The 13,215-nt window shown below is 40.8% G+C and carries 11 protein-coding genes; all 11 read right to left on the reverse strand.

The genetic code is table 11. The annotated features are described in order from the left end of the window. A partial coding sequence (locus tag SKA34_RS23260; RefSeq protein ID WP_006644061.1) for an ABC transporter permease occupies positions 1-273 on the reverse strand: 273 nt, incomplete at its 3' end. Next, on the reverse strand, positions 273-1,199 hold the full coding sequence (locus SKA34_RS03150; protein WP_006644062.1) for an ABC transporter ATP-binding protein: 927 nt from the start codon (positions 1,197-1,199) through the stop codon (positions 273-275). The genes SKA34_RS23260 and SKA34_RS03150, both read right to left, overlap by 1 nt. After that, positions 1,199-2,152, reverse strand: a complete 954-nt coding sequence (locus SKA34_RS03155; RefSeq protein WP_006644063.1) for an HlyD family secretion protein — start codon at positions 2,150-2,152, stop codon at positions 1,199-1,201. The genes SKA34_RS03150 and SKA34_RS03155 overlap by 1 nt, the downstream gene beginning before the upstream one ends. Positions 2,153-2,413: 261 nt before the next feature. Further along, positions 2,414-2,785: a nitrite reductase small subunit NirD gene (gene nirD / locus SKA34_RS03160; RefSeq protein ID WP_006644064.1), complete on the reverse strand. Its 372-nt coding sequence runs from the start codon at positions 2,783-2,785 to the stop codon at positions 2,414-2,416. Further along, a complete protein-coding gene (gene nirB, locus SKA34_RS03165) occupies positions 2,782-5,298 on the reverse strand; it encodes a nitrite reductase large subunit NirB (RefSeq protein ID WP_006644065.1) in 2,517 nt (838 codons plus the stop codon). The genes nirD and nirB overlap by 4 nt, the downstream gene beginning before the upstream one ends. Before the next feature lie 9 nt (positions 5,299-5,307). Further along, complete coding sequence (locus SKA34_RS03170; RefSeq protein ID WP_005364475.1) at positions 5,308-6,141, reverse strand: ABC transporter ATP-binding protein; 834 nt, start codon at positions 6,139-6,141, stop codon at positions 5,308-5,310. Positions 6,142-6,161: 20 nt separating this feature from the next. Next, positions 6,162-7,088 carry an ABC transporter permease gene (locus SKA34_RS03175; RefSeq protein ID WP_086004110.1) on the reverse strand — a complete coding sequence of 309 codons (927 nt, stop codon included), beginning with the start codon at positions 7,086-7,088 and terminating at the stop codon, positions 6,162-6,164. A 57-nt stretch (positions 7,089-7,145) separates the two neighbouring features. Further along, on the reverse strand, positions 7,146-8,606 hold the full coding sequence (locus tag SKA34_RS03180) for a CmpA/NrtA family ABC transporter substrate-binding protein (protein ID WP_006644067.1): 1,461 nt from the start codon (positions 8,604-8,606) through the stop codon (positions 7,146-7,148). Between the two features lie 256 nt (positions 8,607-8,862). Continuing rightward, complete coding sequence (locus SKA34_RS03185) at positions 8,863-9,438, reverse strand: ANTAR domain-containing response regulator (protein ID WP_006644068.1); 576 nt, start codon at positions 9,436-9,438, stop codon at positions 8,863-8,865. A 123-nt stretch (positions 9,439-9,561) separates the two neighbouring features. Then, positions 9,562-10,449 carry a uroporphyrinogen-III C-methyltransferase gene (cobA, locus tag SKA34_RS03190; protein WP_006644069.1) on the reverse strand — a complete coding sequence of 296 codons (888 nt, stop codon included), beginning with the start codon at positions 10,447-10,449 and terminating at the stop codon, positions 9,562-9,564. 15 nt (positions 10,450-10,464) lie between these two features. Continuing rightward, the gene (locus SKA34_RS03195) at positions 10,465-13,164 is read right to left on the reverse strand and encodes a nitrate reductase (protein WP_006644070.1); all 2,700 of its coding nucleotides are present in this window, start codon (positions 13,162-13,164) and stop codon (positions 10,465-10,467) included. Positions 13,165-13,215: the final 51 nt, after the last annotated feature.

A 13,215-nucleotide genomic window follows, 5' to 3' on the forward strand; every position in this document is an offset into this window, starting at 1 on the left:
TTGCTGAGGAGTAGCATAACTATGAATTACATCAACAGCTTGCGTTGCTTTTACTGCCTCCACCATCATCCTACCTGTTGTAGAATGACTTTGATCAACAACCGCAACAGGAATATTACGTACATCAGTATTTATCGCATAGCCAAACAGTAGTAATTGAACCAATGGGATCATAACAATCATGGCAAAGGTAATACGATCACGACTTAATTGACGTAGTTCTTTTATTATTAGTGCTTTGATACGCAGTAAACTTAATTTCGCTTTATTCATTACTGCCGACCTTTTCCAGTGTTGGTAACAAAAACATCTTCAAGACTGGGACGTGTAATGGACATTGTTGCTGTCTGCAATTGAGGTATTTGAACTTTTAGCCATTCGATAGGATTATTAATCTGTTTGGCTATTAATACTCTTAAACGTATACCAAGCTGTGCTGCAGAGCGTACTTCAGGAAGTCGTATTATAATCGGCTTTAATTGCCTTAAATGCTCAGCTTCCACTTCGACAACATTAACAGCCATATTCTCCATGAGTTGCTGTGGATACCCATCAGCACGCACAATTCCCGCTTCCATAATCGCAAGACCGTGGCAGCGTTCAGCTTCATCCATATAGTGTGTAGTAACGAGGATTGTTGTCCCTTTATCTGAAAGATCAAACAACTGCTCCCAAAAATCACGACGATTTTCTGGATCAACGGCAGAGGTTGGCTCATCAAGCAACAAAAGATCTGGATTATGCACTGTCGCCGCAGCTAAGGCTAAACGTTGCTTTTGACCACCACTTAAACTTCCAGCTCGCTGTTTGGCTCTTTGATCTAAACCATACACTGCAAGCTGTTCATCAATTCTTGGTTTTAATTGCTTATTCGATAGCCCAAACATTTGCCCCATAAATTCAAGATTTTCATAGATGGTAAGATCTTGGAAAAGAGAAAATTTCTGGGTCATATAGCCCATACGAAGACGGAGTTGTTCAGCTTGTTGAGGAATTGATAACCCCAACACATCTACCTTGCCTTGGCTCGGTGTTAACAAGCCTGTGAGCATTCTTAATGTTGTGGATTTTCCACAGCCATTCGGACCAAGAAACCCGTAAATAGCACCTTTTGGCACTGTCAGGTTTAAATTATCAACCGCAACAAAATCACCAAACTTGCGAGTAAGGCCTTGAGTAACAATCGCATTACCACTCATTACGGCATCTCCACTTGTACGGGAATACCGGCAGGTAAATATTGACCATCTTGTGGTAGATCGATTTCTGCGAGATAAACTAAACGAGAGCGATCATCACCGCTTAACGCATAATAAGGTGTAAATGAAGGTTGGGTAGCAATCCAGCGCAGTGTTCCCTGATAACTCTTTTCAAGTCCATCAATATGTATCTTAACATTATCACCAGCTTTCAATTTAACTCGATAAGGTTCAGGCACATAAACACGCGCGTAAGGGACAGTATGCGCCGTTAAAATTGCAACCGTGCTGTTTGCTGTTACTCGGTCTCCCACATGAAATGGCAGACTTTCAAGTAAACCATCTCGCGTTGCTTTGATCGTATAGTCATTTAATAACTCTTGCTGTAATTGCACTTCAGACTTTGCCGCTAACAGTGCCGCCTGCGCTTGTTTAATATCTTCTAAACGCTCGCCATTAAGTAATTTTTTGAGTTTATTCTTAGCAACTGTCAACTCGGCTTGAGCGATATCTCTTTGTGCCAATACACGATCTCGATCTGCGGCCGAAACAACTCGTTTTTGATAGAGTTTTTGAAATCGTACGTATTCATCGTGTTTTTCTTCGAGATTCGCTTGATTTTGGACAACTAAAGCTTGGGCTTCAGCAATATCTTCTGGTCTTGCACCATTGGTTAAACGCTTTAAATAAAATTCGGCTTGTTGTTGCGATGCACGTGCTTTATCTAATCGACTTTGCTGCTGTAAAGATCGTAAGGTAACCAGCACATCGCCTTTTTTAACGTCACTTCCTTCTTTAATCGGTAACGAGGTAATGATTTCATTGGAGGTTGCCGTTAATTTGATTTGATCTCTTTCCAATGTTCCTAATGCCAACTTACTTTCTTGTTGGGTACAGCCCATCGTTAACGCTGAGATAAATAATAAGGTATATAATTTTATTATTAGTCGCATTTACGCATTCCTTTTCAATACACATAAATGTATATGCGTATAAAATCACCTTGTATTCAATATGATATTAGAACATCAAAGTCATTTTAAAAGTTATTTATTCATCACACCTTTAGTCATTCCCTATAACAACATGCGAATAATTAACTTAGAGCCATTAACAAAAAAAGCCGGCCTTGAGCCAGCTTTGTTGTTATTAGTGGTAGAACGCGATTTTCAACGTTTTCTTAATTGAATTACACCTCAACTTCACATTAATCACTAACCTATATAAAGCCATAATTCGTTATTGTTCCAGCGGGTTTTCCATGTACCTAGGGTATGCTCAGGCACTTCTAAGCACTTCCCTGTGGCCAGATCGTAGTGTTGTTTCAATAATGGTGATGCAACACATAGCACTCCATCTTGATCGCCAACAATACCGCGACTCATGACATAAGCTTTTGCAATAGGATCCCAATTATCAACGGCATAAACTGCGTTATTTTGTTTAGGCAGGTAATACAGTGCAATTTGTTGTTGATTCACTAAGGCTGTAATACCAGAGTTAGGAACTAAATCATCTTTATGGCAGATCTTAACCCAACGAAGATCTGATTTTATTGATCGAGGTATTTCCATTACAACACTCATAATTCCTCCTTAATAGGGATACGTTGACCTCTAATACGTTGATATGGTAGGGAGATCTCTTCATCTTTGAGATTGACAAACTGACGAAAGCGGTTCAATTTTTGCTCTGATGATAAAGTTGTTTTCCATTCACATTGATAACTATTAATAACATGTTCCATTTGCTGCTCTAATGAGGTGTTGATGGTAAGTTTATCTTCAATAACCACTTGTTTGAGATAATCGAGCCCACCATCTAAATTTTCTAGCCACACTGATGTTCGTTGTAGACGATCAGCTGTTTTTACATAAAACATTAAAATTCTATCGATATAAGCAATCAAGGTTGGTTTATCTAAATCAACAGCAAATAGATCGCCATGACGTGGACGCATACCACCATTACCGCCAACATAGAGGTTCCAGCCCTGCTCTGTTGCAATAATGCCAATATCTTTACTTTGTGCTTCTGCGCATTCTCGGGTACAGCCTGAGACAGCAAATTTCAATTTGTGCGGTGAGCGTAACCCTTTATAACGATTTTCTAATTCAATCGAGAGTGCCATTGAATCATCAACCCCATAGCGACACCACGTCGAACCCACGCAAGATTTAACGGTTCGTAATGATTTACCATAAGCATGACCCGTTTCAAATCCAGCCTCAATTAACTCAGCCCAAATATCAGGTAATTGTGATAATTGTGCGCCAAACAAATCAACCCGTTGTCCACCTGTGATTTTGGTATATAAATCATATTTTTTGGCCACTTCACCAAGGGTGATTAATTTATCGGGGGTAATTTCACCACCGGGGACACGAGGCACAACTGAATAGCTGCCATCCTTTTGAATATTTGCGAGAAAAGCATCGTTAGAATCTTGCAGAGGTTGATAAGGTGATTCGAGAACATGCTCATTCCATAATGAAGCAAAAATTGATGCTGCTGTTGGCTTACATATATCACAACCTAACCCTTTTCCATGAGTAGAGAGTAAGGTTTCAAAATCTTGAATTTTTTCCACTTGGCATAAATGGAAAAGCTCTTGGCGAGTATAAGAAAAGTGCTGGCAAACATGATTGTTTACTTCCATTCCCATGCACGCTAATTGCTCATCAACAATCTGTTTAACCATGGAGCTACAGCCGCCACAACCTGTACCCGCTTTCGTCACTTGTTTAATTTCACCGAGTTCGTGACACCCCTGCTGTACTTGGCTGATTAATGCGCCTCGAGTAACGTTATGACATGAACAAACCACACTATTTTCATCAGTGGATGGCGCTAACATTGAAGTATCAAATAACAGTTGTGCTGGGTGCTCTGTTAATATTGTCTGATTTAAATAACATTGTAATAAGGCGTCATAATCGCTGCTATCTCCCACTAAAATAGCGCCTAGAATTTGAGTACTATCAGCATTCACAACTAACTTCTTATAACGTCCACCAGCACTGTCTTGCAATACAACTTCTTTCGCTCCTTCAGTGCGCATCTGTGCATCACCGATAGAAGCCACTTCAACGCCTAATAGTTTCAATTTGGTGCTCATATCCGCACCAATAAACTTAGCCTCTGTATCGCTAACTAATTGTGAAGCGACAGTACGCGCCATGCTATAACCTGGTGCAACGAGGCCAAAAATTCGAGCTTGCCATAACGCACATTCACCAATCGCGTAAATATTCTCATCACTAGTTGAGCAGGTATCGTCAATCACAATACCGCCACGTTCGCCAATCTCTAATTCACATTGGCGAGCAAGGGTGTCTTGCGGTCTTATCCCTGCAGAAAAAACAATCACATCGACATCTAATGGCGTATCATTTTCAAACCACAAACGATGAGTTGCGGTTTCCCCATCAGTGATTTTTTCTGTACGCATATCTGTGTGGATATGAACGCCTAATTCAGTGATTTTCTTTGCCAGTAAATCACCCGCTAAATCATCTAACTGAACAGGCATTAATCGAGGAGCAAACTCAACGACATGGGTTTCTAAACCTAATAAACGTAAGGCATTTGCCGCTTCAAGCCCAAGTAATCCACCACCAATAACAGCGCCAGTTTTAGCTTGTGAACAGGCATTCTTTATAGCCGCAAGATCATCAACAGTGCGATAAACAAAGCAATTCTGACGATCGTTGCCTTTAATCGGCGGAACAAATGGTGTTGAGCCCGTCGCTAAAACTAACTTGTCATAATCTAAGCAGATCGACTCAGAGGTGACCACATCACGAATATTTACCGTTTGCTGAGCGCGATTGATCTCAACAACTTGTTGCCCTAGTCGTAAATCAATGCCTTGGTTTTGATACCACGACACATCACCCAACATAAGATCCTGTTGAGATTTATCAGCAAACATCGCTGATAATTGCACCCGATCGTAAGCCGCTATCGACTCTTCACCAATAACCGTAATGCAATAGTGCGCTAAACCGCCTTTATCGACTAATTGATCAATAAAGTGGTGCCCCACCATCCCATTACCAATCACAATAAGATGTTGTTTATCGATTCCGTTGTTCATATTGCCTCCTTACGCGACTTCTTGCGTTCTTGGCTGAGTCATGGGCTTAACTTTGCAGTGCTTCTCATATAAAAATTGTAAAACTTGCTGACGTAGATATTGATACCGTTCATTATTTGCGAGAGAAACACGATTTCTAGGACGAGGTAGATCAACCGCTAATACTTGACCGATTGTGGCTGCAGGACCATTTGACATCATCACAATACGATCAGACAACAGCACAGCTTCATCCACATCGTGGGTGATCATAATAATGGTATTATTAAGCTCAGCTTGAATTGCCATTAAGGCATCTTGCAGATGTGCTCTTGTCAGTGCATCTAAAGCACCAAATGGCTCATCCATCAATAAAACATTGGGCTGCATTGCTAAAGCACGAGCAATCCCTACCCGCTGCTTCATACCACCAGAAATTTCATCAGGCTTTTTGTCACTAGCATGGGTCATTTGCACCAACTCTAAATAGTGCATCACCTGCTGGTTAAGTAAGGTCTTACTCACTTTTTGTTTTTGATGTATCGCGACTTGTTTAAGCGCTAACTCAACATTTTGATAAACAGTTAACCACGGTAATAAAGCATGATGCTGAAAGACTACCGCCCTATCAGGCCCAGGCCCTGCAACTTCTTTATTACTGACAATAACCCCACCATCGGTTGGCATCTGAAGTCCTGCGATTAAATCAAGTACTGTCGATTTACCACAGCCAGAATGTCCAATTAAGGAAATAAACTCTCCTTTATTGACGGTTAGATTAACATCTTTCAAAGCAACAAATTCGCCCGTTGCGACAGGGTAACGCATCCCTAATTGAGTTAACTCAAGTAATGGTTTTTGCATCTTACTTCTCCTTTTTCGCCTTATCGCAACACTTGCTGCTTATCCCATGAAACACGCTTTTGGATCATGAGCATTAATCGATCGAGCATTAAGCCAATAAAACCAATCATCACCACTGCAACCATAATTCGGCTTAACGAAGATGCACTGCCATTTTGAAATTCGTCCCATACAAACTTGCCTAACCCCGGATTTTGCGCAAGCATTTCTGCGGCAATAAGCACCATCCATGCAATACCAATTGATAATCTTAAGCCGGTAAAAATCATGGGAATTGCAGAGGGCAAAACAATCGTTCGGATATGCTGCCAATAAGATAAACGCAATACTCGACTCACATTGACTAAATCTTTATCAACATTTGTTACGCCAACGGCCGTATTAATTAAGGTTGGCCATAAACTGCATAAGGTGACGGTAAGCATTGAATTAAGAAAGGATTTTGCGACTAACGGATCTTTTGTTACATAACTTGCGCTTACCACCATGGTCACTAACGGCAACCATGCCAATGGTGATACGGGTTTTAACAGTTGAATAATAGGGTTAAACGCCATGTATAACTTGTGATTGAGTCCAAGTACTAACCCCAATGGGATCGCAATAACGGATGCTAAGATAAAGCCACAAGCAACGGTCACTAAACTGGTGACTATTTGATCGAAAAATGTCGCTTTACCCGTGTAAGCACGCACTTTAATATTGGCATCAGGATCAGCGGCTAATTTTTTAGCATTACGTACTTCCTGACGCTCATAGAAAGCCTGTTCTTTTTCTCCCTCCTGCAGGTGATCTTCAACCAGTAACACAAATTGTTCAGCGGTTTGAACAGGTCCTGGTAATGAACCTAATGACGTTTTCACTTGTAATGCTGAAAAGTGCCAAACCACAACAAAAAACAAGACGCCTAATACTGGTAGTAACCATTCGGATGAGCGTTTTAACATGACTTTTTGCTCGGGTAATTGTTTAAGAAAACTAATCGTTGCTGACATGATCTCTCCTTAGATCTGCTGATCGCCTTTTAAGCCAATCGAAAATTGCTCGAGATACGCATTCGGGCTACGTCCGTCATAGGTAATATTGTCAATGAAATGATTATGTGGAGGGCGGAAACCCGTTTCATTATCGACGTCTGAAAAATCTGATTGCTTCATCAGGCCATCTGAAATCAGCGCATTAACTGCTAATCGATAAATATCAGGACGATAAACTTGTTTAGCGATATCGATATACCAGCTATCAGGTTTTGCTTGTGGTATTTGTCCCCAGCGACGCATTTGGGTTAATGACCAAACAGCATCACTGTAATAAGGGTAAGTGGCGTTATAACGAAAGAACACATTGAAATCGGGTGCAGGTCTAATATCACCAGCTTCATATTCAAAGCTCCCTGTCATGCTATTCGCTATTACCTTTTCATCTGCCCCTACATACTCACTACGAGCAAGTATCTTTGAAGCCTCAGCACGATTCTCATTACCATTATGATCAAGCCACGCCGCCGCTCGAATTAAGGCTTTAACTAAACGAATATGCGTATTAGGGTTTTCTTTCGCCCATGATTCCGTCACACCAAAGACTTTCTCTGGGTTATTCTTCCAAATATCATTATCTGCAATGATCGGTACCCCAATTTTTTTCGCTACCGCTTGTTGGTTCCAAGGTTCACCAACGCTATATCCTTGAATTGTTCCAGCTTCCATGGTCGCGGGCATTTGCGGTGGTGGCGTCACATTAAGTAAGATTTCAGCTTCACGTTGCCCACTGTTATCGCCTTTTTCAGGGGCATAAAATCCAGGATTTATCCCAGCAGCCGCTAACCAATAACGTAATTCGTAGTTATGGGTAGATACAGGGAAAACCATGCCCATTTGAAATGGCTTTCCGGTATCTTTGTAATGTTCCAGTACAGGCTTTAACGCTTCAGCTTTAATCGGATGGATAACTTTCCCATTCTCATCAACGGGTAATTGTGGCTTAATTTGTTGCCATACTTCATTTGAAACTGTGATCGCGTTACCATTTAGATCCATGCTAAATGCCGTAATAATGGGTGCTTTGGTACCAATACCGATTGTTGCACCGAGTGGTTGACCGGCCAGCATATGCGCGCCATCTAACTCACCATCAATCACGCGATCCAGTAGCACCTTCCAATTAGCTTGGGCTTCTAGTGAGACATACAAGCCTTCGTCTTCGAAATAGCCCTTCTCATAAGCAATAGCCAGCGGTGCCATATCCGTAAGTTTAATAAAGCCTAGTTTTAGTTCTTCTTTCTCAGGCTCTCCTAACACCAACGGCGATGCATTGACCGTTAACGCCCCAAACAGCAAAGCAGATAAACTGACGCCGTACGATTTTTTGATGAGCTGCATGAGTCCTTTTATAGCCATAATATTTCCTACCCAACTTAAAAAATAAAAGCCACTGCTTCGGTTAAGAAACAGTGGCTTCGGTGCCATCCCAAGTACCTTCATGGTAGCTATGGATTTTTATCGCTCTCGTCGGTTATTTAAGTGCGACCAAAAATTTTTGTGTAAGTGATGCAGTTGCACAACTTACACATTAATTAATCCATCATTTATGCCAATTTTTTTAAAACCGTAAAAAACATTAAAAACAGCCAGTTACGAAATTTCGATTATTCGTTTTATTCATATTTGCCTTAATATGGTGCAGGTCGCACCAGATAAGTAACAGATAAAAAAGTAAATAAAGCTAATATTTTTCAGTTTTCTGTAATGTTGAGATTAAGTTTCTCGCTATTTTCACCATCGGCAAACCATTATCCATCGCCGCTTTTCGTAGTACGTCATGAGCTTGATTCTCATTAAGACCATGGTGTTTTTGAAGTAAACCTTTTACTTTATCTATCCATTTTTTATCTATGATTTTTTGCTCTAAATCTGCAATTTCTTGCGTCAGTTTTATTTGGTTATCACGTACTTGTTTTGCTCGCCCTATCCACGTTTCAAACTCGCAGTCAACCGTTAACGGCAGTAACAAATACCCTTCGGGATCATGTAAGGCATTGAAAGTATTCATATTAAATTTACGAATAAAAACAATAAGAGGCATGCTATTTAAAGAAGTGAGTTTAATGATCTCTTTTAATTCAGCACAAGGTTGTAGCCATGAAGTCACAATAGTAGCGTCAGGATATTGCGATAACATCCCAGTTAATTGATTAAACTTAACCTCGATAACAACGCTGAAATCAATGGCAACACGCTGCGATATTTTGCTTTGTTCTTCTTGGCTGTCGCTGCAAATAATAATAGGGATAACTGGCATAATCTTTCCTTGATAACAACGTCTTTCTATACAAGTGGTTATTTTCCTATTACGTACACTGCAATTAGACTGCCAACTCTAAAACATAACTATTAATAAATGTATTTATTTAAAATCAGCCCCTTAAAGCAAACACACTTGCTCAGTTAATTGCCTTGCTGTGCGCTGTAATTGCTCACGTAGTGCCACCACATCACCGATGATGATCAAGGCGGGGGATTCGCCTTTAAGATCCTCTGCTAATGACGCGAGTCCTTTAAGTCGCTCAATATAGACGGCTTGATTAACAGAGCAGCCATGACAGATCACGGCAACAGGCGTCTCTTCACTTAACTTGGCCTTAATTAATTGGTTTTGTATCTGTTGTGCTTTCTCTAGTCCCATGTAAAACACTAAGGTTTGCCCATTCTCGACAAGTTGCGACCACGCATTAAAAGCCCCTGTTGCTACATGCCCTGTAACTAAGGTAACGGAACGCGAAACTTCACGGTGAGTAAGAGGAATACCAGCAGAAGCCGCGCAGCCAATCGCAGCAGTAATACCAGGAATGAATTCATAATTAATATTTGCATCCACCAAGGCTAACGCTTCTTCTCCCCCTCGTCCGAAAATCAAAGGATCACCTCCTTTAATTCTCACCACGTACTGCCCTTTAAGTGCTTCTGATATCAAGATCTGATTAATTTCCTCTTGCGATAAACTCGGTTTACCACAACGCTTACCTACATAAATATGGATAGCTTCAGGGTTGGCTAACGCAATAATATCTTGGCTGACTAAACGGTCATAAACGACAATCTCAGCCTGCTCAAGTGCGCGTAATGCTTTTATCGTTAATAAATCAGGATCGCTAGGGCCTGCTCCCACTAAACTTACAAATCCGCTATCAGGCTTACGACTTGCAGGTGAAAGCGGCCTCAGTACCTTTTTGTACCCCTGATCATCATGAGGCTGAAATCGACTTTTTAAGACTTGTTTTGCGGTTCGTTTGATTGTTGAAAAATCATCCATGATTTCATCCTTCATTTATAATTGAACAGTTGGAATAAGTTGCTGACTTTCTGAAAAATGTCGTTCAACTTGAGGTAGGCAGGTACCACAATTAGTGCCGCATTTTAATTGCTTAGTAAGATCGGATAATGATGTGATGTTATTGATGACAATCGCTTGTTCAATCATCAGATCCGTAATTTGAAAACAACTACAAACAAGCGTTTGCTTACTATGCTGACAACCTAGGGCTTCTAGCACATCAGTCATCACAAAGGGTTGATTCACACAGTTAATCAGTGTCGTCATATCAACATTAATTGGCTGATCACTAAAAAGATGGAGCGCTGTAGTATTCAATTTAACATCAGGGTTAATAACCTTGGCTAACTGCACTAAGGCAAATCCCCACTTTTGTTCTACTAATAAATACTGCTGTTTAGATTCAGATAAAGATCGCAATAGTGCTGTTTTGTCTAAGCAAGCCTTACCTGCATATCGCCAGATCCCTTTCTGCTGATAATGTTCATTCTTGTAAGTTTGGAAACTGGCATATTCATAGTCCAATTGTGCCGGAATATCCCCTAATGACACGCCATAAAATTCCATCGAGATCGGTGTTAGTTTTACTTGTGCGGACTTAAAACTTGGTTGACCCGAAATAGGATCACAAGCCACAATCACACTTTGATTGATAGCCGATTTCGCACCGTATTTTCCAGCCCAATGCATAGACATAAACACTTGCTGCTGGCTAAGTGTCGAATCAAAAACAACCCGAGCAAGGTGTTTATTCAAATCTTGATAGCTCTCAAGCGATTCAATACAAACGAAGTCACCATCAACTAACCCAACATGTTTTGCGCTGGTTGGATGAATATAAAGGCTCGGTTCGGCTTCAGACTGTGCCAATGCTGGAACATGCCCAGTCCGTGTCATGGTATGCCATTGATCTCGTTGTCGGCCAGTGTTAAGCCAGAAGATCGATTGAGGCCCATCTTGCGCTAACATCACATTTGACGAAGTGTTTTCACTTGGTGAAGGCGTGACGACTAATTGGGCTTTTCTGGTTGGGGTAGAAAATAAAGGAAGATTATTGTGTTGTTCAAATACGCGATTACCGTTCGGATTGAGAGGCCATTGCTGCGGCTGCCACGTTTGATAATCATCATCACTAAGCAGTGCTAAACATGAAATATCAAATAACAAATCAGTACTATTATTAATACCACTTAAGGCGGCATGTTCACGGAAAATATCTGCTTCTGATTGATATTTAAACGCTTTGCTAAAACCTAACTGCTTCGCCACATCACAAATGATTTGCCAATCTGCTTTAACCTCACCAGGCATTGCGGTAAATGCCCGCTGTCGGCTCATCATACGCTCTGAGTTTGTCACCATACCTGATTTTTCGCCCCATGCCGCTGCTGGTAATAAGCAATCTGCATACGCTGCTGTATCTGATTCAGGTGTAATATCAGAGACAATCACATATTCACACTTTTCTAATGCTCGGCGTATTTGCTCACTGTCTGGCATTGAAATCATGGGGTTAGTGGCCATGATCCACAAAATCCGGATATCACCGCTTTCTACGCTTTTAAATAAATCGACCGCTTTATGCCCTGCCTTTGTGGCGATATTAGGCGCTTGCCAAAACGCTTTAACTTGCGAAATTGAATTATCATCAAAGCCTCGATGAACGGCGAGTTGATTAGCAAGACCGCCAACTTCTCGCCCTCCCATTGCATTAGGCTGACCTGTTATAGAAAAAGGACCACAACCTTGTTTTGCAATTTTTCCACTCACTAAGTGGCTATTAATAATGCTATTGGCTTTATCTGTACCACAACTTGCTTGATTCACCCCTTGGCAAAATACAGTCACAGCACGCGGTGCTTCCTTCATCCATTGGTAAAATGTTGCTAGTTGTTCAATCGCAATGCCGCTACTTTTGCTTACTTCAAGCAATGTATATTTATCTTTCATTACCTCTTGCTGTAATGCATCAAAACCTTCAGTTACCTGAACAATAAAATCACTGTCGACAGCGTTGTTTTCTATAAAATAACGAATTAACCCATTGTAAATATGAATATCGGTATCATTGGCTAATGCTAAATGTAAATCTGCTTGTTCTGCTGTTACCGTTTTACGCGGATCTATCACCACAATTTTTAATGATGGATTTTGTGTTTTTGCTTGTTGAATACGTTTAAAAACAATAGGGTGAGTCCACGCTAAATTTGAGCCCACCAGCACAATTAAGTCCGTACTGTCTAAATCGCTATAATTAGTAGCAACGATATCTTCACCGAATGCTCGGTTATGTGCTGCAACAGCAGAAGACATACATAACCGAGAGTTTGTATCGACATGGCTACTACCAATAAAGCCTTTCATTAATTTATTGGCAACATAATAGTCTTCCGTCAATAACTGACCTGATAAGTACATACCAATAGCTTCAGGACCTGATTCTGCTATCACACGGCTAATGGTTTCAGCAATTTGAGTGGTTGCCTGAGCCCACTCGACAACCTCTCCTTTAATTTGAGGATATAACAACCGATTAGGTTGGCTCATACTGGCTGCAAGAGACGAACCTTTTACACAAAGTGCACCTCGATTTGTTGGGTGAGATACATCACCAATAATTTCAGACTGCTTTGTTACAACGCCACAGCCAACACCACAATATGGACATGCTGATTTAATTCCTTGGCTAATCATCCCTTCCCCTTAACAATATCGCACTGTCACTGAAATAAAAAAACGCTTATC

The sequence above is a fragment of the Photobacterium sp. SKA34 genome (assembly GCF_000153325.1).
Taxonomy (GTDB): Bacteria; Pseudomonadota; Gammaproteobacteria; order Enterobacterales; family Vibrionaceae; genus Photobacterium.

Bases quoted from the DNA above. Each gene is read 5' to 3' on its own strand.
- SKA34_RS03150 (WP_006644062.1), bottom strand. From the start codon at position 1,199: ATGAGTGGTAATGCGATTGTTACTCAAGGCCTTACTCGCAAGTTTGGT.
- SKA34_RS03155 (WP_006644063.1), bottom strand. From the start codon at position 2,152: ATGCGACTAATAATAAAATTATATACCTTATTATTTATCTCAGCGTTA.
- nirD (WP_006644064.1), bottom strand. From the start codon at position 2,785: ATGAGTGTTGTAATGGAAATACCTCGATCAATAAAATCAGATCTTCGT.
- nirB (WP_006644065.1), bottom strand. From the start codon at position 5,298: ATGAACAACGGAATCGATAAACAACATCTTATTGTGATTGGTAATGGG.
- SKA34_RS03170 (WP_005364475.1), bottom strand. From the start codon at position 6,141: ATGCAAAAACCATTACTTGAGTTAACTCAATTAGGGATGCGTTACCCT.
- SKA34_RS03175 (WP_086004110.1), bottom strand. From the start codon at position 7,088: ATGTTAAAACGCTCATCCGAATGGTTACTACCAGTATTAGGCGTCTTG.
- SKA34_RS03180 (WP_006644067.1), bottom strand. From the start codon at position 8,606: ATGGCACCGAAGCCACTGTTTCTTAACCGAAGCAGTGGCTTTTATTTT.
- SKA34_RS03185 (WP_006644068.1), bottom strand. From the start codon at position 9,438: ATGCCAGTTATCCCTATTATTATTTGCAGCGACAGCCAAGAAGAACAA.
- cobA (WP_006644069.1), bottom strand. From the start codon at position 10,449: ATGGATGATTTTTCAACAATCAAACGAACCGCAAAACAAGTCTTAAAA.
- SKA34_RS03195 (WP_006644070.1), bottom strand. From the start codon at position 13,164: ATGATTAGCCAAGGAATTAAATCAGCATGTCCATATTGTGGTGTTGGC.